The organism is Roseivivax marinus, assembly GCF_900109705.1.
Lineage (GTDB): Bacteria > Pseudomonadota > Alphaproteobacteria > Rhodobacterales > Rhodobacteraceae > Roseivivax > Roseivivax marinus.
On the sequence record NZ_FOAI01000001.1, the window covers coordinates 328843 to 350409 of the forward strand.

Consider the following 21567-nt stretch of genomic DNA (forward strand, 5'->3'; position numbering starts at 1 on the left):
TCCGGGGGCGGGCGAAGCTCGACCTTGCCGGCAACCTTACGGAAAGTCACCGAATATTCCGAGGTCTGACGCTGGTTGACACCAGGTGCGTGCCGGGCTTCGATCCGTGGTGACGGTCGGGGTCTGCTCGGCATTTCCAGAGGTCCCATGCAACGTTTTTTCTTCACCGCCCCGGCTCTGACCTATGACCCCGCCCAAGGCAGGCTCGTCACCGATGTGACCATGGCCGAGATCGATCTCGGTCTCGCGATCGACAATGGGACGTTCGTTCCGAAGGAGCGATTGGAGATTCAGGGTCCGCCGTCCGCGTTCGAAGCCGCCTTGGCGGAGGCCCACCCCAGAGGGGGGCTCAGGATCGACGGCGAGGCGGTTGACGGAAACTACGGCTTCTTCTTCGGTCTGCTCGAGTTCGAGGACGCGCCTGCGGCGGAGGTCCTGACCATTTCGCCCGCCGGCACGACGGTCGAGTATGTCGTCCAGATCAGTGGCCCTGCGCTCGATCTGTCGACCGCCGAGCGGGCGAATGACGTGCTGGGCAGCATCACCTCGGTCGTCGCCATACCGAGTGGCGATGCGAGCACCCTGCTGCGTGCGCGGCTGGACGCGGACGATAGCGAAGTCAGTGCGAGCCCGGGCGCAGACACGGCCGGGACGGACGGCAACGACATCCTCGAAGGCACCGCGGACGACGATACCCTGTCGGGGCTCGACGGTGACGACCGTCTCGACGGACGCGCGGGGAACGACGCGCTGTTCGGCGGCGCGGGCGCGGACGGTCTTCTCGGACGGGGCGGCGACGATCTTCTCCGAGCGGGCGCTGGCGACGACACCGTCGCGGCGTCGAACGGCAACGACAGCGCCTATGGTGGCCGGGGCCGGGACATGATCGGCGGTGGCCCCGGAGACGACCTGCTGGAGGGCGGCGCGGACGACGACACGCTTGGCGGCGGCGTCGGGGACGATGAATTGCACGGCAGTCTCGGCGACGACGTTCTCGCTGGTGGAGCCGGGCGCGACCGCCTGTTCGGCGAGGACAGCGGCGACACGATCGGCGGCTCCTTCGGCGACGATCTCGTCTACGGCGGGGCAGGCGGCGACAGCCTCGGCGGCGGTGCGGGCCTCGACATCCTCGAGGGCGGCACGGGTGATGACAGCATCGGCGGCGGTCTCGGGACGGACAGCGTCTTCGGGGGCGCCGGATCCGATTTTCTTGCCGGAGGCAGCGGCGACGATGCACTGGTCGGGGGCGCGGGGAACGACGCGCTCAACGCGGGGGGCGGATCGGACTCGCTTCACGGTGGCGAGGGCGCCGACGTCTTCGTCTGGAATGCGGCGGATCCCGGCGCCCGCGACGTGATCTACGATTTCACGCCGCTGGAAGACCGGATACGCCTCACTGGCGTGGACAGCATCGACGAACTGAACGTGGACTACACAGCCAGTGTTTCGCTGATCTACGAGGGGCAGGATCTCGACACTGCGGTCCTCGAGTACAACGGGCAGGAAATCGTCCTTCAGGGCGTTCAGGTGGGGGAACTCGACGAGTCCCATTTCATCTTCGTCTGATGCCTTGCGGACGATCCCACCCGAGCGCACGGGCGGGACCCCACGCCGGTGGCGGTCAATCGATCCGGTGCTGGAGGTGCCTGACTTGGGAGTGTCGTCAACGTCAGCGAGTGCCTCCGGACGGCGCAGGAGATGACAGCCCTTGGCATTGATGCCGATGGAACTTCGGCGGAGCGTGCGGCTGCATGGCTCAATGATGGAGAAGACCATGATCGATGTCCTCGGTCCCCGCTTGGCGGCCGCGCTTGTCACCCTCGCTTTGCTGACGGGTCCCACGACAGCCGATCCGCAAACCACCGGAGACCTTCTGGAGGATGCGCGGATCATCGTGACCTCGGACAAGGACGATGTCAGGTTGTGGGCGCACCCGCCGCGGATACTCGTTTTGCATAACGAGCCGGCGGTGGTCGAGGTGATGCGAGACATCTACCAGGAGGTCGAAGAGGCTGTGTCCTCTCCGTTCGGAGACCGGTTTCTCGGAGAACTGATATTCGCCAGCGTTCCTGAGGGTCTTGGAGACGGTGACGCTCCCATGAAGATCAGGATGGCAAAGGGTGGCCCGTCGGGAGCCGAAGTGCGCGTGGCCTTGTCGCCCGAGATGGACCTCCGCACGGACATCGTCGTGGTCGTGGCGGACCGACCGACTGTCGCCATGCTCAATGGCCTTTGGGGCGTCGAACGAAAATACACCCGCCGTCAGATGGAGAGAGCGCGGGGTGGATGCTTCTACGAGGCGAACTCGCTCAATGGGGTCAAGTTCGGCGCCTATATCGCGATTGCCACGCCCGTCGGCCGCGACCATCTGCGCCTGTGCGTCCGGGAGGAGTTCCTGCAGGTGCTCGGCCCGCTTCAGGATGCCGACGGTTCGCCCTTCTTCTCGTTCAACAACCATCTTGAGGCGTCGGCCGAGCAGGAAAGCAACGATATCGCCCTGATCCGCGCCCTCTACGAAAGCGGGGCGGGACCCGGTGGGTCGCCAGACGTCGTCATCGACTATTTGGAGACACTGACCGCGCAGTAGTCCTGTGATTGACGGGGTGTTCCTCGCGCCTGCCCGGTCAAGATCGCTGATACCGCGACGCCTTCGGAACGGTCACGAGCCTCGGGGAGTATTGCGGCCGGCGGGCGCCGTCAGTCCGGCGCACGCACGATGTCTTTGATTGGCTCCGATACGCGCATTTCGCCCGCGACGTCAGAGCACGGCCCGTGCGATGCGGATCAGCTGAAGCGTCTCGTACGCCGAGTCGTCCAGTTGCAGAAGCTGGCCGTTGACCACGGCATAGTTCTGGTCCGGCCCGCGCTGCGGCAGCCGGTAAAGGTTGACCAGATCGTCCTGGGTGAGCGCCGCAGTCGGTGCGACCCGCAAATCAGACGGGACGTTGGGCACGCGCGACACCTGGTTCACCAGAAGCAGCGAGTCGTAATCCTCGTCGTCAAGCAGGACGGGAAGGCCGTCGATCAGGGCGTAGCGCTGACCGCTGGGTGCCGGCTCGAGGTCGAACAGCCTTTGGATCTGGTCCGATCTGAGCAGCAGAAGCTCTGGGTCCGGTTCGACTTCGAAGTCCGAGCCGAGCCAGTCTCTCCGGCGGTCAACCCAGAGTTCGTCGTATCGATCCTCGCCGTACGAGGCCCATTCGTCGTAGGTCACGCCGTCCCGCGCCAGACCCGGCGGAACGCAGGGCGGGTCTTTCTTGGCAAGGCCCGGGGGGCAGTTGCTGTAGGTGATCAGCTCATCCTCGGGCACATCGGAGATGACGAGCTGCGGCGTGGCAAGGGCGAGCGCGGTGGTTCCGATGAGGCGCCGCATGTCGCGACCGTCCGGCGCCGGCGTCGAGACGAGGCGGTCGACGATCTCTTCGCGCTCTGCTTTGGAGTATGTGCGATGGGTCTTGCCAGCGTTGCCGTTTCCGGTCGCCGCGCGTTCGTTGCCGTTGCCGTTGCCGTTGCCGTTGCCGTTGCCGTTGCCGTTGCCGTTGCCGTTGCCCGCTTGCTTCGCGCCGCCGGCATGCTCGGGCTTGCCCTTTGCGGCATTCGTGTCGGCCTTGGCATTCCCCTTGCCGGGGTTGCCCTGGCCGTTGCCCGCGTTGGCGTTCTACTTGCCGGGCGCCGCGCCGCCGGAATTGCCGGGGCTCTTCTTGAGAACCTTGTTCCCGCCTCCGTTACCGTTCCCCTTCGCTTTGCCGCTGTTGCCCTGAGCGAGCCAGAGCTCCGCGCCGACAGGCGCTTTCGAGACGGCCTTGCCGCCCGCGTCGTGAACAGAAAACGCCCATAGGGGAGTGGAGGTCAATGCAAGCGCAACAGCGCTTCCGACAAGGAATTTGTTCATCTCAGCCGCCTTCAGTTGACACGAGGTAACGCCTCTGCCGCGTGGCCCGTTCCCCCGCGCGCCGCGCGCGGTCTTGCACGCGAGAGGCGAAAGCGATGGCGTTGTGGCGATCGCTCTCGTGGCCGACGCGGGCTGCGGCAACCTCCCTTTCTGGCGGGACGCTCGCGTCTATCGAGGCAAGAGTGACCGCACGGCAACCTGCCCTCCGCTGGCGCGTCGAAAGGAACTGCACCGAAAAGGAGGGTGGGCCAGTGAAGCAAAAGCCCGGTTTCCGGGCGGTCGCCAGCCGTGTCGCGCCCCGCCGCGGGCGACAATCCGCGCATCAGGGCCGCGACCGCCGGGCCGGGAGCCGCTGCCCTGACGGCAATGTGTTGGCCCCGGCCCGGCAATTGCGGTAGAACCCCGAGCAGAGGCGGGCCCGGCAGAGGCCCGGTGGACAAAACGCAGAGCAGGCTCATGGAAACCGAAGCACTCACCCTCGCGCAGGAGGTGGATTTCTCCATGTGGGCGCTATTCGCCCGCGCCACGATCCTCGTGAAGTTCGTGATGCTGGCGCTTGTCGTCGCGTCGTTCTGGTCCTGGTCGATCATCGTGCAGAAGATCATCACCTTCCGCGCCGCCCGCGCCGAGGCGCGCAGGTTCGACCGGACCTTCTGGTCGGGCGAGCCGCTCGACGAGTTCTACGAGGAGATCGGCCCCGACCCGCGTGGTCGCTCGGAGCGTGTCTTTGCCGCCGGAATGACCGAATGGCGACGCTCGCACCGCGATGACGGCGCTCTGATCGCGGGCGCGCAGGCGCGGATCGACCGGTCGATGGACGTGGCCATCCAGAAGGAGGCCGAAAGCCTGCAATCCGGTCTCGGCGTATTGGCGACCGTGGGGTCGGTCGCGCCGTTCGTGGGCCTTTTCGGCACCGTTTTCGGCATCATGAACGCCTTCGTCGAGATCGCCGAGCAGCAGAACACGAACCTTGCCGTCGTGGCGCCGGGCATCGCCGAGGCGCTGCTCGCCACGGGCCTCGGCCTGATGGCGGCGATTCCGGCGGTCATCTTCTACAACAAGCTCTCGGGCGACGCGGACCGGCTGATCGGCGGCTACGAGGCCTTCGCCGACGAGTTCTCGACCATTCTTTCACGACAGCTGGACGGCTGACATGGGAGCGGGTGTCATCAAGAAGGGCTCTGGCGGGGGCAAGCGGCGGCGGACCCGTCGCGGCGGCGCCCAGCCGATGTCCGAGATCAACGTCACGCCCTTCGTGGACGTGATGCTGGTGCTGCTCATCATCTTCATGGTGGCGGCGCCGCTTCTGACGGTGGGGGTGCCGGTCGAACTGCCGAAGACCTCGGCCACTGCGCTGCCCTCGGACAACGAGGAACCGCTGACCGTCACGGTCTCGGCGGATGGGGCCGTGACGCTGATGACCACCGAAGTGCCGCGCGACGAGCTGGTCGGGCGCCTGCGCGCCATCGCGGCGGAACGCTCGGACGACCGCGTCTACCTGCGGGCCGATGGGGCAGTGCCCTACGAGACGGTGGCGCAGGTCATGGGCGCGCTGAACAACGGCGGATTCGCCTCGATCGGCCTCGTCACCGATATCGGCGGGCCCGCGCTGGATGCGCCGACGCTGTCGGCGCCGGCCGGGGACGGGAACTGAGGGGCGGCCCATGCATACGGGCCATTACATCTCGGGCGGGGGCCATCTGGCGCTCTTGCTGTGGGTCCTGTTCGGGAGCGTGTTCAGCTCCGAGCCGGACGCCGTCGAGGTGCGCGAGGTGTCGGTCGTCTCGGAAGAGGAATTCGCGGCGCTGACCGAGCGGGCGCAGCCGCCCGAAAGCACGGTGGACGTGACCGCACCGCCGGTGCCGGAGGCCGAGGCCGGAGCGCCGCCGCCCGCCTCGGCGCCCGATCCGGAGCCCGCGCCTCAGCCGGACCCCGAACCGGTGCCGGAGCCGGAACCCGAGACCGCGCCCGAGCCGGTTCCGCCCACGCCCGAGGCCGACGCTCAGCAGGAAACTCAGGAACTGGCCGCACCCGCGCCGGAAGCCGCGCCGCAGATCGACGCCCCCGAGGCGTCGGACCGGCCGACGCCGCGGCCGGCACCGCGCATTTCGCCCGAGCCGGTGCCCGAGCCCGAGCCGCAGGCCGACACCGCGCCCGACGTGCAGGAGGCAGTGGAGCCGGAGCCGTCGCCGGATGCGATCGAGGAGGCCGATCCGCAGGAAGCCGAGGCACCCGAGGCCGCCAGCACCGAGATCGTCACCGAGGCCGAGGAGCCGTCGCGCGCGCCGTCCGCGTCCATGCGCCCGCAGACGCGTCCCAACCGCCCGACTCCTCAGCCCGAGCCGGAACCGGAAGCGCCCTCCGAGACCCAGACCGCGGAGGCGCCCGAACCCGAGCCGGAGCCGACGCCGGAGCCCGAGCCGGCCCCGGAGCCGGAACCTGAGCAAAGCGCATCCGAGACCTCCGAGCAGCTCGAGGACGGTATCGAGAGCGCGCTGGCCGAGGCGCTTGGCGGGGGCGGCACCACCGATCCCGAGCCTGACGTTCCGGTCGGCCCGCCGATGACCGCCGGCGAGAAGGACGCGCTGCGCCTCGCGGTGCAGAGCTGCTGGGTGGTCGACGTGGGCAGCCAGGCGGCGAACGTGACCGTCGTTGTCGGCATGGATATGGCGCGGGACGGCACCGTGGTGCAGGAGAGCATGCGGCTGGTGTCCTCGTCGGGCGGCGAAGGCGCGGCGGTGGAGACGGCCTACCAGTCCGCGCGCCGCGCGATCCTGCGCTGCCAGCGCGGCGGCTACGACCTGCCGCCCGAGAAATACGACCAGTGGGACGAGCTGGAGATCAGCTTCGATCCCTCGGGGATGCGGATCCGATGACCGGGTTCGCGTTCCCCCGGTGCGGGCCGGATCGGGCAGGCGCCCGGCCGGACCCGATCGACCCAACAGGAGAGGGTGACAGATGCGACGACTGATCTCACTTTGCCTCGGCCTCGTGCTGGCCGCCGCGCTGCCGATGATGGCTGCCGCGCAGGACGGGCCGCTTCGGATCGACATCACCGAAGGCGTGATCGAGCCGGTTCCGGTCGCGATCCCGTCCTTCGTGCCGGAGAACGGCGCCTCGGACATGGCCGCGCAGATCACCCGCGTGGTGGGCGAGGATCTGACCGGCACCGGGCTGTTCCGGCGCATCCCTCAGGAGGCGTTCATCAGTTCGATTTCGAGCTTTTCGAGCCCGATCCAGTACGCCGACTGGCGCGCGATCAACGCGCAGGCGCTGGTGACCGGCGCGGTGACGGTCGAGGGCAGCCAAGTCATCGTGAAGTTCCGCCTCTACGACGTGTTCACCGGCCAGGAGCTGGGCGAGGGCATGCAGTTCGCCGGCACCACCGACGGCTGGCGGCGGATGGCGCACAAGGTGGCCGACCAGGTCTATTCGCGGATCACGGGCGAGTCGGGCTACTTCGACAGCCGGGTGGTGTTCGTGTCCGAGAGCGGTCCGAAGGATCAGCGCGCCAAGCGCCTCGCGGTCATGGATTACGACGGCGCCAACGTGCAGTACCTGACCGGCTCGGGCTCCATCGTGCTGGCGCCGCGCTTCTCGCCCTCGGGGGACCGTGTGATCTACACGAGCTACGAGACCGGCTCGCCGCGGGTTCACGTTCTCAGCGTCGGCGACACCCAGAGCCGCATTCTGCCGGCGCAGGCAGGCTCCATGAGCTTCGCGCCGCGGTTCACGCCGAACGGGCAGGGGCTGCTCTACTCGGTGAACGAGGGCTCCAATACCGACATCTACCGCATGGACATGGCCTCGGGTCAGACCTCGCAGCTGACCACCGGACCCGCGATCGACACCGCGCCGAGCTTCTCGCCGGACGGCAGCCGGATCGTGTTCGAGAGCGACCGCTCGGGGTCGCAGCAGCTCTACGTGATGCCGGCGGGCGGTGGCGAGCCGACGCGGATCAGCTTCGGGCCCGGCCGCTACGGCACCCCGGTCTGGTCGCCGCGCGGGGATCTCATCGCCTTCACCAAGCAGAACGCCGGCCGCTTCCACATTGGCGTGATGCGTGTGGACGGCTCGGAAGAGCGTCTGCTGACCGCTTCCTTCCTGGACGAAAGCCCGACCTGGGCGCCGAACGGGCGGGTTATCATGTTCGCCCGTGAGACCCAGGGTGCGCAGGGCGCCTCGTCGCTCTACACCGTCGACGTCTCGGGACGTAACCTCAAGCGGGTCACGACCCCCGACGGCGCATCGGACCCGAGCTGGGGACCGTTGCAGTGACTCCGGGCGGCGCGCAGATTTTTATCTAAAAATCTGCGTACTGTCGGCCGTGCGCACAAACTTTTAGTTAAAAGTTTGTGCGCCCCCGTCGGCCCCGGGGCGCGGCGTGCGGGATCACGCGAAAGTTCGCGGGCGGACCCCGCGCCGGTCCGGAGCCGCATTTCCATGATCGTTGCGGCGTGGTAACGTCCCGCAAAACATCCGAGCAGGACAGTGACCATGACCCTCCCGAAGACAGCCGCCCTTCTCTGCGCCGCGCTTCTCGCCGCTGCGTGCACCAACCCTGATCGCTTTGGCGCCGGCGACGGCGCCGGCATGAACGGGGGCATGGGCGCCGGTGCCGGCGCCAATGGCGGTATCGTCCCGGGCAGCGCCAATGACCCGCAGTCGCCGGCCTACTTCAACCAGACCGTCGGCGATCGCGTGCTGTTCGCCGTGGATCAGTCGACGCTTTCTCCGCAGGCCCAGCAGACCCTCGAGGGTCAGGCCCAGTGGCTGCAGCGGAACGCGGACTACCTTGCCGTGATCGAGGGCCACGCCGACGAGCAGGGCACCCGCGAGTACAACATCGCGCTTGGCGCCCGCCGCGCCAACGCCGTGATGGAATTCCTCGTCTCGCGCGGCGTTGCGCCCAACCGCCTTCGGACCGTGAGCTACGGCAAGGAGCGCCCGATCGAGATCTGCTCGGAAGAGAGCTGCTACGCCAAGAACCGCCGCGCGGTCACCGTGATCTCGTTCGGTACCGCGGGCGCCACCAGCTGAGGACGACCATGACCCGCATCGCCGCGCTGTTCCTGACCGTCGCGCTTGGCGCGACGACGCCCGCCGTCGCGCAGGACGCCGAGACCCTCGCCGACATCCGGCAGGATCTCTCCGCGCTCGCCTACGAGCTTCAGTCCCTGCGACGCGAGATGTCGACCACCGGCGCCTCGGACGTGTCCGTGGCCGGGTCGACCATCGATCGCGTCAACCAGATCGAGCAGGCGATGCAGCAGCTCACCTCGCGCACCGAGGAGCTGCAGAACCGCATCGACCGGGTGGTGAGCGACGGCACGAACCGCATCGGTGACCTGAAGTTCCGGCTCTGCGAGCTGGAGGAGGGCTGCGATATCGGCGCGCTCGACCAGGAGGATCCGCTGGGCGGTCTGGCGCCCGCGACCTCCGGGTCTGCGGCGCCGGCCGGCGGCAGCGCTGCACCGGCCCCCGCGACGGGCGGCACGGAGACCGCGACAGCCGGTGCGGGTGCGGGTGCAGGCACCACCGGCGCGGCGTCGGGCGGCGGGGCGTCCGATCTGCCCATCGCCGATCCGAACCTGCAACTCGCCGCGGCCGAGGAGCAGGATTACCGCCGGGCAGCTTCGGCGCTCGAGGCGGGCGAGTACCAGTCCGCCGCCGACCAGTTCGAGGCTTTCCGCCAGACCTATCCGGGCGGGCCTCTCGATGCCGCCGCGCGGCTTGGTCAGGGGCGTGCGTTCGAGGGTCTCGACAACACGCGCGAGGCGGCGCGTGCCTATCTCGACGTCTATTCCGGCAGCCCGGACACGCCCGTGGCGCCCGAGGCGCTCTGGCGGCTGGGCGCGGCACTGGCGGAGCTCGGCTCGACCCGCGAGGCCTGCGTCACTTTGGCCGAGGTCTCGAACCGGTATCCGGACAGCGACGCCGTGGCGCGCGCGCAGGAGGCCCGCAGCGGCCTGACCTGCCCCTGAGCGCGCCTTGTCCGGGGTGACGGGCAGCCTCGACGCGCGTTTCGCCGCCGAGATGGGCCGGCTGCTCGGTCCGGACTTACCCCCGGCGCTTGGGGTGGCGGTGTCGGGCGGCGGCGACTCCATGGCCATGCTGGCACTGGCGCACAACTGGGCGCGGGTGTGGGGCGTGCCGCTCCATGTGGTGACCGTCGATCATGGGCTTCGGGCCGAAAGTGCGGACGAGGCCGCGATGGTCGCCGGCGAGTGCGCCCTGCTCGGGCATCCCCACGACATCCTGACATGGGAGCGGTCCGGTGACCCGACCGGAAACCTCATGGACGCCGCCCGCCGCGCCCGGCTCGGGCTGATCGACGGCTGGCGCGGCGCGATTGACCACGTGCTCATGGCGCACACCCAGGACGACGTGGCCGAAACCTTCGTCATGCGGCTGGCGCGAGGCGCGGGCGTGGACGGGCTGGCCGCGATGGCGCCGCTGCGCCGGGTCGAGAGCGCGCGGGGGCCGTGGCACGTGGTGCGGCCATGCCTGAGCATGGGGCGGGAAGAACTGCGGCACTACGTCCGCACGCTTCAGGTGCCCTGGGCCGAGGATCCGACCAACGCGGACCCTGCCTACGAGCGGGCGCGCATTCGCGCGCAGAGCGCCGCTCTGGCAGCGGTTGGGCTTGACGCCGCCGCGCTCGCCGCGACCGCCACGCGGCTCGCGCGGTCGAAAGAGGCGCTGTCGGCGCGGGCGGCCGAGGCGGCGGCATGGATCGTCGAGACCGAACCCCGGACCGGTGCGCTGCGGATCGGCCGCGACGCCTTCGCGGCGCTCGACCGCGACACCCAGCTGCGGCTACTGGGAGGTGCTTTGAGGTGGGTCGGCGGCGCCGAGTACGCGCCCCGGTCTGTGCCGCTGGAAGCGCTGGCGGATCGCCTGCTGGCGGGCGGCGGAGGCACCCTCGCGGGCTGTGAAGTGACCTGTGGACGCGAGGTCATTCACGTCTTTCGCGAATATGCGGCGGTGGCCGATCACGTGGCGGCGCCCGGCGCGCTCTGGGACGGACGCTGGCGGCTCGACGGGCCGGACCGCGCGGAGGTCCGTGCGCTGGGTCAGCCGGGCTGGGAGCAGGCCTTGCCGTGGCGCGATGCAGACACGGCCCCGCCCCACCGACGCGCGCTGGGGCTGCCCGCGCTCTGGGACGGCGGGACCCTGCTCGCCTGCCCGGCGCTTGCGCCCGGATCCGCCGAGGGGCTCTCGTTCCACCCGCCCCGTGGCGCCATGACGCTGGATGCTTTCCTGCTTTCCGATTGAACCGGCCCCCTTGATCCTTATGTTAGTCCAAAGCCTGCCGCGGCGCGCCGCGCGCGGGGGCACCGGTTTTCCGTTAGGAGGTCCTTTCGTGGGCAACGCGCGCAACATCGCCTTTTGGGTCGTGCTCTTCCTGCTCGTCCTGGCGCTCTTCAACCTGTTCTCGGGCGGCGGCTCGACCCTGCAAAGTCGCGAGGTCAGCTACACCGAGTTCGTCCAGCGCGTGGAGGACGATTCCGTCCAGTCCGCGACGATCGACGGCGAACGGGTACGCTTCCGCTCGGCCGATGGTCAGGACTACATCACCGTCAAGCCGGAGGACGCCGAGGTCACGCAGCTTCTGGTCGACAATGGCGTGACCGTGCGGGCCGAGCAGCAGGAACAGTCCGGCTTCCAGTCGTTCCTGATCTCGCTCCTGCCGTTCCTTCTGCTGATCGGCGTCTGGATCTACTTCATGAACCGGATGCAGGGCGGCGGACGCGGCGGGGCCATGGGCTTCGGCAAGTCCAAGGCCAAGATGCTGACCGAGAAGCACGGGCGCGTCACCTTCGACGACGTGGCAGGCATCGACGAGGCCAAGGAGGAACTCGAGGAGATCGTCGAGTTCCTGCGCAACCCGCAGAAATTCAGCCGCCTCGGCGGCAAGATTCCGAAGGGCGCGCTGCTGGTTGGCCCTCCGGGCACCGGTAAGACGCTGCTCGCACGTGCCATCGCGGGCGAGGCGGGCGTTCCGTTCTTCACCATCTCGGGCTCCGACTTCGTCGAGATGTTCGTGGGCGTCGGCGCAAGCCGCGTGCGCGACATGTTCGAGCAGGCGAAGAAGAACGCGCCCTGCATCGTGTTCATCGACGAGATCGACGCCGTCGGCCGCAACCGAGGCTCGGGCTACGGCGGCGGCAACGACGAGCGCGAGCAGACGCTGAACCAGCTTCTGGTCGAGATGGACGGCTTCGAGGCCAACGAGGGCGTCATCATCGTCGCGGCCACGAACCGCCGCGACGTGCTCGACCCGGCGCTGCTGCGTCCCGGCCGTTTCGACCGCCAGATCACCGTGCCCAATCCCGACATCAAGGGCCGCGAGAAGATCCTGGGCGTGCACGCCCGCAAGACCCCGCTGGGACCGGACGTCGACCTGCGCATCATCGCGCGCGGCACGCCGGGCTTCTCGGGTGCGGATCTTGCCAACCTCGTGAACGAAGCGGCACTGATGGCCGCGCGTGTCGGTCGGCGCTTCGTGACCATGGTCGATTTCGAGAACGCGAAGGACAAGGTGATGATGGGCTCCGAGCGCCGCTCGATGGTCCTCACCCCCGAGCAGAAGGAAAAGACCGCCTACCACGAGGCGGGTCACGCCATCGTCGGTCTGACGTTGCCGCAGTGCGATCCCGTCTACAAGGCGACGATCATCCCGCGCGGTGGTGCGCTTGGCATGGTGGTGTCGCTGCCCGAGATCGACCGTCTCAACTGGCACAAGTCCGAGTGCGAGGAAAAGCTGGCCATGACCATGGCGGGCAAGGCGGCCGAGATCATCAAGTACGGTGACGACATGGTGTCGAACGGCCCCGCCGGCGATATCCAGCAGGCGTCGGCGCTGGCGCGCGCGATGGTTCTGCGTTGGGGCATGTCCGACAAGATCGGCAACATCGACTACGCCGAGGCGCACGAGGGCTACCAGGGAAACACCGCCGGCCTGTCGGTCAGCGCCCACACCAAGGAGCTGATCGAGGATGAGGTCCGTCGCTTCATCGCCGAAGCCTACGACCGTGCCTATGACATCCTGACGACCAACAAGGACGGGTGGGAGCGCCTCGCTCAAGGTCTTCTCGAGTACGAGACCCTGACCGGCGAAGAGATCAAGCGGGTGATGAACGGCGAACCGCCGAACTCGGGTGACGACGACGAGGGCGCGGGCGAGTCGCCCGACGACACGCCGTCCGTCACGGCGATCCCCAAGACCAAGCCCAAGTCCAAGCCTGCGGGCGACGGCGGACTGGAGCCCGAGCCGACCGCATGAGCGACGCGACGACCGCGCCCGACACCGATTGGGACCCCGGAATCTACTTCAGGTTCCGGGGTCTTCGCTTGCGCCCCGCGTTGGATCTTCTGCGCGCGGTAGGCCCGCTGCCCGAAGGGTGCGTGGTCGACCTCGGCTGCGGAGCGGGGTCTGTGGGCCCGGCGCTCGGGCAGTTGCGTCGTCGGCTGATCGGGGTCGATGCCAGCCCCTCCATGCTGGAGAAGGCGCGGCTTACCGGCGTGTACGATGCGCTGCACGAGGCGGACCTCGCGTCCTGGCGGCCGGACGAGCCTGCCTCCCTGATCTTCGCCAACGCGTCGCTGCATTGGGTCGGGAACCACCCGACGCTGCTGCCGGCGCTGATCGATGCGCTGTCGCCCGGCGGGGTCCTCGCGGTCCAGCTTCCGAACCAGAACAACGCGCCATCCCATCGTCTGTGGGTGCAGATCGCCGAAGAGATGTTCCCCGACCAGGTGGACGCCAAGAAAATGCCGCGCATCCTGTTGCCGGCCGAGTATTTCCGCCTGCTCGCACCGCTCGGTCGCGTGACGGTGTGGGAGACGGAGTACTACCAGGAACTCGCGCCGGACGGCGAGGGCCACCCGGTGCGGCGCTTCACCGAGGGCACCTATGCCCGCCCCGTGCTCTCGTCGCTCTCTGAAGGCCAGCAGGCACAACTGGTCGCGGCCTATGAGCGCGTCATCGGCAAAGCCTACCCCAAGGATGCGCGCGGCACGGTGCTCTTTCCTTTCCGGCGACTTTTCATCACCTTGCACCGCGACGGCTGAGGGCGTTTCTCCCGCGGCCCGCATGCCCGAGGGAGATTGCACCATGCCCGCCCTGAAACCCACCGAGTTCGGTGCCCGCGTCACGTGGCTCGGCCTGGTGCCGACGGAAGGCGACGACATCCGCTCGTCGCCCGCCGAGGCGCTGTCCCTCGGCTGGGAGGGCATCGCGGGCGAGCGGCACGCGGGCGTGACCCGACCATCCTGTTCACGCGTGACCTCGCAGCATCCGCGCGGCACCGAGATCCGCAACGTTCGCCAGCTCTCCGTGGTCGCGGCCGAGGACCTCGCCGCGATCGCCGCGCGGATCGGGCTCGGGGCCTTGCCGCCGGAATGGCTGGGCGCGACGCTGGTGGTCGAGGGGCTGCCGGATCTCACCCATGTGCCGCCGTCCTCGCGGCTGCAGGGCCCGGATGGGGTGACGCTTGTCGTCGACATGGAGAACCGCCCCTGCCACCTGCCGAGCCGCGAGATCGAGCGCGAGGCGCCGGGCGTAGGCGGCCGGTTCAAGCGCGCGGCCGAGGGCCGGCGCGGGGTCACGGCGTGGGTAGAGCGCCCGGGAACGCTGTCTCTCGGTGACCGGCTGGCGCTGCACGTTCCGGACCAGCGTCTCTGGGCGCATCACGAGGCGATCGCGCCCAAATAGCCGTATGTCCTTCGGGCTCCGTGCCGCGAGGGCTCAGGGATCGACCGGGACCAGCGTGCCGGTCAGAAGCGCAACCTGCCGTTCCGCCCCGTCGCGGCGGGCGAAAACCTCTCCGAGCACCACGATCAGTCGCTTGCCCGGCTTGATGACCCGCGCCCGCGCGATCAACGCATCGCCCACCGAGGGCGACATCAGGTTCACCTTGATCTCGGCGGTCACGACCTCGCGGTCGGCGGGCAGGGTGGAGAGCGCCGCGTAGCCCATGGCGCTGTCGGCAAGGCCGAAGGGCAGGGCGGCATGGCCGTAGCCATGCTGCTGGGAAGCGAGCGCGAGGATGGGCGCCTCGATTTCGCAGCGTCCGTCGGCGCAGCTCAGGAGCATGGCGCCGAAGGTCTTCATCATGCCCTGCCGTTCGAAGCTGGCGGCGAGGTGGGGCGCGATGGCGCTCATGATGCGCGCCGGCGCGGCTGCTGCGCCCGCGGCATCGGAAGGCGCGCGGGCTTCGGACCGCAGAGGATCGCCTGTGCGTCCGCGTCCATCAGGGCCGACAGGACCGGCGATCGCGTGCAGAGCCCACCCGTGTAGGCACCGTAGGCCGGCATCACCAGGCGGCGAGAATCCACGAGGAAACAGGGCCGCGACAGCGTCCGACCGCGCAGCGCGATGCGGGCCTTGGGGTGGTAGTGGCCCGAGACCTCTCCGCCGCCATGGGCATCGGCCTGCGCGATGTGACGGAAGTGCAGTGCGCCGTGGCGCGCCTCGCGCAGGTGGGTGCCGCCGAGGCCGACGGGGCCGGGATCGTGATTGCCCTCGACCCAGGTCCACTCGCGGCCGGCCTGCAGGCGGGTGATCCAGGCGCGTTCGTCCTCGGGCAGGACGGCGCCGATCTCGGCGGTGTCGAAGCTGTCGCCAAGGCAGATCACGCGGGTCGCGCCCGTGGCGTCGAGATCCGTGGCCAGCCGGGTCAGCGTCTCGCGCGCGTCGTAGGGCGGCAACGCGGCGCCGCCCCCGGCCGAGAGCCGGGCGCACTTGCCGAGGTGAAGGTCCGACACGACCAGCAGCCCGTGCGCCGGCCAGTAGAGTGCGCCGGAGCCGAGCGCTTCGAGCGTCGCGCCGTGGAAAGTAAAGGCAAGCCGGTTCATGCTTTGTTTCTTGCCCCGGCTGCGCGCACGGCGCAAGGGGGCTACCGCGCGCCCTGCCATTCGGGCAGCGGGAAGGCGCGGTCGTAGGCCCAGTTGAAGCCCATCGCGTAGACCACGTAGAAGGCCGACACGCCCAGGTTCATGGCGAGCGCCGCACCGACACCGATCTGCAGGTAGGCCATGAAGACCGGCACCAGTGCAAGGATCAGGCCGGTCTCGAACGCGATGGCATGAAGGACGCGCATCGGCGGCGTCTTGTAGGTCGACCGGCCGAGCCGCACGAGAAGCCTGTCGACGGCGAGGTTGAAAACGTAGTTCCACGCCATCGCCACGGTCGCGCTGAGCGCGATGACGACGAAGCTCTCGTGCAGCTCCAGCCCGAAGATCCAGGCGGCGGCCGGGGTCACGATGGTCAGGGCGATGGCTTCGAATAGAATGGCGTGGCGGATGCGATCGCGCGGGCTGCGCATGGGGGACCTCCTGTCCGTATGTGCCGGGTCGTCCCGGCCGGGCGCCCGGACCCTGTCGGGCCGCGGGGGAGGTCGTCCTCGCTTGCGACGCTCGATATGGGGAGCGGTGGCACCCGGTCAAGACGCCGCGGGGCCGGCCCACGCGCCCGCCCACCCACCCCGCGCGGGCCGTCCCCGCACCTTGCCCGGTGGCAGATTGGTGCGGGTGGGGTGCAACCTTGCCGGGACGCGCTTGAGGAGCGGGCTGCTTTTTAAGGCGCCGCATCGAGGGTGGGACCGTCCGTCTCCACCTCAAGGACGGGCCGCCTTCGGCGGTCGCTTGCGGCGATCCTTGACCCGCAGCCGGACGGCAGGGGCGAGCGTGGCGGGGCCCGGCGGTGGGCGGTTCGTCGTGGACTGGTGGGGCTGGCAAGTGAACCACGTGGCGCCGTTGCCGAGCGTCCGCGCGCTCCGGTCAGACGCGGGGCCATGTGATCCGGCAGTGCGGCCATTCGATCCGGTCCGGGGCCCTAGTGTCGTATGCGAGCCGAGCCTGTGTTTGCCCGCGGCCGATCTCAGGACGGGATCGGGCGGCGCGGTTTCGGGGCGGTGTCGACCTGCGCGAGGCCGGATTCGTCGAGAAGCCGGGTGACTTCCTCCTCCAGCAGGCGCTCGTCGGCGGAGCCGCGGATCGGCACGCGGCCCGGTTCGAGGAACAGCGGCGCGGCCAGCGGCGTCACCCGGGTGAGGCGTTCGAGGTCGATGCGGTCGCCCACCCGGGCCTTCATCTCGCGGATGCGGTCGAAGTCGACGAGCCCGCGCATGGCCTCTTCGCGCGTGATCTGCATCAGCAGGTGGTCGGGATCGTATTTCAGCAGCGTGTCGTAGAGAATGTCCGAGGACATCGTCGCCTGCTTGCCGGTCTTGCGTGTGCCCCCGACCTGCCGCTCGAGCAGCCCGGCGATATGGGCCGAGGCGCGGAAGGTGCGTTTCATCACCGCGTTGCCGGCGAGCCAGCCATCGAGTCCGGCCTCCAGCCGCTCCATGTCGAACAGCGGGCGCGGGTCGGTCACGGCATCGAGGCCCCAGATCAGCGTGGCGTAGTCGGTGGCGACGAAGCCCATGGGCGCCTGGCCTTCCTCCTCCATCCGCTTGGTCAGCAGGAGGCCGAGGGTCTGCTGCGCGTTGCGCCCGGCGAAGCCGTACACCACCAGCTGCTCGCGGCCGTCATGGGGAAAGCTCTCGATCAGGAGGCGGCCCGGCTCGGGCAGGCGCGAGACGTCGCGCTGGAGCTTCAGCCAGTCGGCGGTGTGCGTCGGCAGCTCGGGCCAGTCCTCCTGCTGGCACATCCGCACGATCCGGTGCGACAGCTGCGTCGAAGTGGCGAACTTGGTGCCCATGAAGGTGGCGATCTTGGGTTTTTGCGCGGCGTCGCGGCTGACCTCGACGACCATCTCGCGCAGCCCCTCGTATCGCACGATCTGACCGCCGATCAGGAACGTGTCGCCCTTGGAGAGCTGCGCGGCGAAGCCCTCCTCGACCTCGCCCAGCGGCTTGCCGCCCCGGCCGCGCATTCGCACCTTGAGCGTGTCGGTGTCCTGGATGGTGCCGATGTTCATGCGAATGCGCTGCGACGCGCGTGGGTCGCGCAGCTGCCACAGGCCGTCAGGGCGCTGCACGATCCGTCGCCACTGGTCGTAGGCCCGGAGCGCGTAGCCGCCGGTGGCGCAGAAATCGAGGCAGGCGTCGAAACGCGCGCGGGTCAGGCCGGCGTACGCCCCGGCCGAGATCATCTCGGCGTAGAGCATGTCGGCGTCGAAGGGCCCGGCGCAGGCCGCAATCAGGATGTGCTGGCAAAGGACGTCGCGCGGACCCGGACCGGGCGGGTCGCCGTCGAGGTCGCGTTCCTTCACCGCCTGCAAGGCGGCCACGCATTCCACCACCTCGAAGCGGTTCGCGGGCACCAGCAGCGCCTTCGAGGGCGCGTTGTAGCGGTGGTTCGCGCGGCCGATGCGCTGGACCAGCCGCTTGACATTCTTGGGCGCGCCGACCTGGATCACGAGGTCCACGTCGCCCCAATCGATGCCGAGGTCGAGCGAGCCAGTGCAGACGATGGCGCGCAGCTCTCCGGCGACCATCGCGGCCTCGACCCGCTCGCGCTGCGCGCGGTCGAGGCTGCCGTGGTGGATACCGATCGGCAGCGCCTCCTCGTTGGCGAGCCAGAGGTTGTGGAAGAAGATCTCTGCCTGCGCGCGGGTGTTGTGGAAGATCAGCGTGGTCTTGTGACGTTTCACCTCGTCCAGCACGGCGGGGATCGCGTATTTGGCGCCGCCGCCCGACCAGGGCGGGGGCGTCTCGGTCACCAGCATCTCGATGTCGGGATCGGGGCCGGGGTCGGCTTCGAGGATCTCGCAGCGGTCGGGGTGTCGGGCGAGCAGGGTGGCGATCCGGTCGGGGTCGTCCACCGTGGCCGACAGACCGACGCGCCGCAGGTTCGGCGCCAGCGTCTGTAGCCGCGCAAGCGCCAGCATCAACTGATCGCCGCGCTTCGACTCCGCCAGGGCGTGGATCTCGTCGATCACCACGCGCTCGAGGCCCGCGAACATGCGGTGCGCGTCCTCGTAGGAGGTCAGCAGCGCGAGGCTTTCCGGCGTCGTCAGCAGGATGTGCGGCGGGTCGGCGCGCTGACGCTTCTTTCGCGAGGCGGGCGTGTCGCCGGTGCGGTCCTCGACCCGGATCGGCAGGTTCGCCTCGGCGATCGGCGTTCCGAGGTTGCGCTTGATGTCCGCGGCCAGCGCCTTGAGCGGCGAGACGTAGAGCGTGTGGAGCCCGGGTTTCGGCGCCTCCGCAAGCTCGGCCAGCGTCGGCAGGAAGCCTGCGAGCGTTTTGCCGCCCCCGGTGGGTGCGATCAGCAGGAGCGACGGCGCGGTGGCGCGGTCCAGCATGGCGCGCTGGTGAGGGTGCAGGTCCCAGCCACGGGTCGCGAACCAGTCGAGGAGGGAGGCGGGCAGATCGGTCATGCGCGGCAATCTATGCGCGCCGCGCGCGATGGAAACCTGCGGCTTGATCGCGCGGGCCGCGGGGCGTATCCGCCGCGCCCATGATCCGCAGGACCCACGAAGAGGCCGGCACAAGCTCGGTCGCGCTCTATTCGCCGTGCGAACGCTATCGCTACGGGCTGGCGCGGACGTGGGACGCGGCGGTGCCGCCGGTGCTGTTCGTCATGCTCAACCCGTCGACAGCCGACGAGCGGCGCAACGACCCGACCATCCATCGATGCGAGCGCCGGGCGCGAGACTGGGGCTATGGGGGCGTGATGATCGCCAACCTTTTCGCGTGGCGGGCGACGCGTCCGTCGGACCTGCGCCTGGCCGCGGCACCCGAGGGGCCCGAGAACGCAGCCATCCTGTCGGACTGGCACGCGGAGGCGGGGCGCACGGTGGCGGCCTGGGGCGTGCACGGCGCGCTGCGCGGGGCCGGGCCGGACTGGGCCGCACGGGCCGGCACGCTGTCGCATCTGGGGCTGACCAAGGCCGGGCACCCGCGCCATCCACTCTATGTCGGCTACGACGTGACGCCGCGGGACTGGCCGCTGGCGGCGCGCTACGCGAGATAGAGCGGCGTTAACCCTGAGTACGGGTTTCCGTTGATCCGGGCGGAACATTTCGGGATCTTCGGTCGGGGAACGTGATGTCTTCGGAGTCGGGTCATGTTGTGGCTGACGGGTCTTGTCGGTGCGATGCTTGCCGGATCGGTCGCGATCCTCGGCACTATCCCGTTCGGCCCGGACGAGGCGGAAGACGACGCGGAGACCGGGCAGGACGACATCGCGGCCACGTTCGACGTGGTCACCGCCATGCCGGCCGGTGATCCGTCCGGTGCGAGCGTGGACGAGGCGGCTGCCGTGCGCTCCACTTCCACGTCCGGGCCCGACATCGCCGCGACACCCGATGCGGAGGCTGAGGCGCCCGGGGACGATCCCGGCCGCGTCTGGACCACGCTCAGTCCGGACGGCGGTGCGCTGGAGGTCGGCACCGACGCGGACGAGAGTTTCGCGGGCACCGGGCGGACAGACGTGATCGACGGCGCGGCTGGTGCGGACATCCTGACCGGTGGGGCGGGGGACGACTCGCTCTCCGGCGGCGCGGGCGACGATCTGGTCGCTGGCGAGGGCGGAGATGACACGCTTCACGGCGACACGGGCGAGGACATCCTGCGCGGCGGTGGCGGCGCGGACCTGCTTTTCGGTCACGACGGGGACGACCATCTCGACGGCGGAGAGGGGGAGGACGTCCTGTTCGGCGGCCTCGGCGCGGACGCGCTGAGTGGCGGAGCGGGCGACGACGCCCTCCACGGTCGGGAGGGCGCCGACACGCTGACTGGCGGTGCCGGGCAGGACACGCTCATGGGCGGGGACGGAGACGACTTGCTGCGCGGGACGGCCGATGCCGACGGGGGCATCGACTACCTCAACGGGCAGGATGGCGACGACACGCTCGAAGCGGGCGCCGCGGACGTGCTGTCCGGCGGCGAGGGGCACGACCTGTTCCGCCTGGGCAGCGAGTTGACGACGGACCCGGCCCGCCTCGCCGACTTCGACCCAAGCGAGGACAAGATCGTGATCCTTTACGATCCGGGCCAGCCGGTGCCCGACGTGGCGCTTGTACCGGACCCGGACGATTTGGGCGTGGTGTCGCTGACCGTCGACGGGGAGGTGGTCGCACGTCTGGCCGCGGCGGATGCGCCGGACGCCGGGGCCATCGCGCTGCTCGCGCGGGCGGCCACGGACGGGCCGCCTTGACCTGGCGCCCCGGCGAACTCCGCTTTACAAACGGCATCACACCGACTATGCGCCCCCATCCGGTCTCGTGCCGGAGCTCTCCACGGGCCCTGCTGGACGACATCCCGGCTTGCGCCATGACCGCAACACGAACCTCAAGGAGATCCCGATGTCGATTACAGCCGAAGAAAAGCAGAAGGTCATGAAGGACTACGCGACGAAGGAGGGCGACACCGGCTCCCCGGAAGTCCAGGTCGCGATCCTGACCACGCGCATCAGCGCGCTGACCGAGCACTTCAAGACCCACAAGAAGGACAACCACTCGCGTCGTGGCCTTCTGAAGCTGGTGGCCCAGCGCCGCAAGCTGCTCGACTACCTCAAGGCGAACGACGAGGAGCGGTATCGCACCCTCATCGGCAAGCTGGGCATCCGTCGCTAAGCCGACAGGCCCGACAGATGCGATGCGAAGGACCGCCCCCGGCGGTCCTTTTGCGTTTCACACAAAGGCGTTGCGTCGCGAGCGCCCCGAGGCGGCGGCCGGCGCCTCGCGTTCCGACCCGGCGATCACCCGTCCGGCGTGTGGT

General features: G+C 69.3%; 21 protein-coding genes. 15 read left to right on the top strand and 6 right to left on the bottom strand.

Going from position 1 to position 21567, the window contains the following annotated elements:
* Window positions 1-147 precede the first annotated feature (147 nt).
* Both BMX29_RS01515 and BMX29_RS01520 read left to right on the top strand, forming a co-directional pair.
* Window positions 148-1566, top strand: a complete 1419-nt coding sequence (locus tag BMX29_RS01515; RefSeq protein WP_092809788.1) for a calcium-binding protein — start codon at window positions 148-150, stop codon at window positions 1564-1566.
* A gap of 151 nt (window positions 1567-1717) precedes the next feature.
* Window positions 1718-2587: a DUF2927 domain-containing protein gene (locus tag BMX29_RS01520; RefSeq protein WP_092809790.1), complete on the top strand. Its 870-nt coding sequence runs from the start codon at window positions 1718-1720 to the stop codon at window positions 2585-2587.
* Window positions 2588-2758: 171 nt separating this feature from the next.
* On the opposite strand, the gene BMX29_RS19470 is transcribed toward BMX29_RS01520, so the two are convergent.
* Window positions 2759-3373: a hypothetical protein gene (locus BMX29_RS19470; protein ID WP_139196898.1), complete on the bottom strand. Its 615-nt coding sequence runs from the start codon at window positions 3371-3373 to the stop codon at window positions 2759-2761.
* A 285-nt stretch (window positions 3374-3658) separates the two neighbouring features.
* Complete coding sequence (locus BMX29_RS19475) at window positions 3659-3892, bottom strand: hypothetical protein (protein ID WP_244889117.1); 234 nt, start codon at window positions 3890-3892, stop codon at window positions 3659-3661.
* Window positions 3893-4348: 456 nt separating this feature from the next.
* On the opposite strand from BMX29_RS19475, the gene tolQ reads away from it, so the two are divergent.
* The 10 genes from tolQ to BMX29_RS01575 all read left to right on the top strand — a co-directional run bounded on the left by tolQ (window position 4349) and on the right by BMX29_RS01575 (window position 14612).
* Window positions 4349-5044, top strand: coding sequence for a protein TolQ (gene tolQ / locus BMX29_RS01530; RefSeq protein WP_043846476.1), 696 nt, complete (start codon window positions 4349-4351; stop codon window positions 5042-5044).
* A 1-nt stretch (window position 5045) separates the two neighbouring features.
* Window positions 5046-5546 carry a protein TolR gene (tolR, locus tag BMX29_RS01535; RefSeq protein ID WP_051487879.1) on the top strand — a complete coding sequence of 167 codons (501 nt, stop codon included), beginning with the start codon at window positions 5046-5048 and terminating at the stop codon, window positions 5544-5546.
* Window positions 5547-5556: 10 nt separating this feature from the next.
* Window positions 5557-6768, top strand: a complete 1212-nt coding sequence (locus BMX29_RS19075; protein ID WP_092809792.1) for a hypothetical protein — start codon at window positions 5557-5559, stop codon at window positions 6766-6768.
* Window positions 6769-6850: 82 nt separating this feature from the next.
* Window positions 6851-8170, top strand: a complete 1320-nt coding sequence (gene tolB / locus BMX29_RS01545) for a Tol-Pal system beta propeller repeat protein TolB (RefSeq protein WP_092809794.1) — start codon at window positions 6851-6853, stop codon at window positions 8168-8170.
* A 219-nt stretch (window positions 8171-8389) separates the two neighbouring features.
* Window positions 8390-8932 carry a peptidoglycan-associated lipoprotein Pal gene (gene pal / locus BMX29_RS01550; protein WP_043846472.1) on the top strand — a complete coding sequence of 181 codons (543 nt, stop codon included), beginning with the start codon at window positions 8390-8392 and terminating at the stop codon, window positions 8930-8932.
* An 8-nt stretch (window positions 8933-8940) separates the two neighbouring features.
* The gene (gene ybgF / locus BMX29_RS01555) at window positions 8941-9876 is read left to right on the top strand and encodes a tol-pal system protein YbgF (RefSeq protein ID WP_092809796.1); all 936 of its coding nucleotides are present in this window, start codon (window positions 8941-8943) and stop codon (window positions 9874-9876) included.
* 16 nt (window positions 9877-9892) lie between these two features.
* Complete coding sequence (tilS, locus tag BMX29_RS01560) at window positions 9893-11170, top strand: tRNA lysidine(34) synthetase TilS (RefSeq protein ID WP_244889126.1); 1278 nt, start codon at window positions 9893-9895, stop codon at window positions 11168-11170.
* Between the two features lie 88 nt (window positions 11171-11258).
* The gene (ftsH, locus tag BMX29_RS01565) at window positions 11259-13181 is read left to right on the top strand and encodes an ATP-dependent zinc metalloprotease FtsH (RefSeq protein ID WP_043846470.1); all 1923 of its coding nucleotides are present in this window, start codon (window positions 11259-11261) and stop codon (window positions 13179-13181) included.
* Window positions 13178-13969 (top strand): methyltransferase domain-containing protein, encoded by a 792-nt coding sequence (locus tag BMX29_RS01570; protein WP_092809798.1) that lies wholly within the window; start codon window positions 13178-13180, stop codon window positions 13967-13969. The genes ftsH and BMX29_RS01570 overlap by 4 nt, the downstream gene beginning before the upstream one ends.
* Before the next feature lie 43 nt (window positions 13970-14012).
* Window positions 14013-14612, top strand: coding sequence for an MOSC domain-containing protein (locus BMX29_RS01575; protein WP_092809800.1), 600 nt, complete (start codon window positions 14013-14015; stop codon window positions 14610-14612).
* A 33-nt stretch (window positions 14613-14645) separates the two neighbouring features.
* Here the strand turns inward: BMX29_RS01575 and BMX29_RS01580 are convergent, their stop codons facing one another.
* The 4 genes from BMX29_RS01580 to BMX29_RS01595 form a co-directional block, all read right to left on the bottom strand.
* On the bottom strand, window positions 14646-15062 hold the full coding sequence (locus tag BMX29_RS01580) for a PaaI family thioesterase (RefSeq protein WP_092809802.1): 417 nt from the start codon (window positions 15060-15062) through the stop codon (window positions 14646-14648).
* Entirely contained in the window at window positions 15059-15754 is a 696-nt protein-coding gene (pdeM, locus tag BMX29_RS01585) for a ligase-associated DNA damage response endonuclease PdeM (RefSeq protein ID WP_092809804.1), read from the bottom strand. Before pdeM ends, BMX29_RS01580 begins: the two co-directional genes overlap by 4 nt.
* A 41-nt stretch (window positions 15755-15795) precedes the next feature.
* Window positions 15796-16224, bottom strand: coding sequence for a PACE efflux transporter (locus tag BMX29_RS01590; protein ID WP_092809806.1), 429 nt, complete (start codon window positions 16222-16224; stop codon window positions 15796-15798).
* 554 nt (window positions 16225-16778) lie between these two features.
* Complete coding sequence (locus BMX29_RS01595) at window positions 16779-19223, bottom strand: ligase-associated DNA damage response DEXH box helicase (RefSeq protein ID WP_092809808.1); 2445 nt, start codon at window positions 19221-19223, stop codon at window positions 16779-16781.
* 80 nt (window positions 19224-19303) lie between these two features.
* Here BMX29_RS01595 and BMX29_RS01600 point away from each other — a divergent pair, with 80 nt between their 5' ends.
* From BMX29_RS01600 to rpsO, 3 genes are all read left to right on the top strand, one after another.
* Window positions 19304-19819 carry a DUF1643 domain-containing protein gene (locus tag BMX29_RS01600; RefSeq protein WP_092809810.1) on the top strand — a complete coding sequence of 172 codons (516 nt, stop codon included), beginning with the start codon at window positions 19304-19306 and terminating at the stop codon, window positions 19817-19819.
* A gap of 93 nt (window positions 19820-19912) precedes the next feature.
* Window positions 19913-21004 carry a calcium-binding protein gene (locus tag BMX29_RS01605; protein WP_092809811.1) on the top strand — a complete coding sequence of 364 codons (1092 nt, stop codon included), beginning with the start codon at window positions 19913-19915 and terminating at the stop codon, window positions 21002-21004.
* 148 nt (window positions 21005-21152) lie between these two features.
* Window positions 21153-21422: a 30S ribosomal protein S15 gene (gene rpsO, locus BMX29_RS01610; RefSeq protein WP_043846542.1), complete on the top strand. Its 270-nt coding sequence runs from the start codon at window positions 21153-21155 to the stop codon at window positions 21420-21422.
* The last annotated feature ends 145 nt before the right edge of the window (window positions 21423-21567 follow it).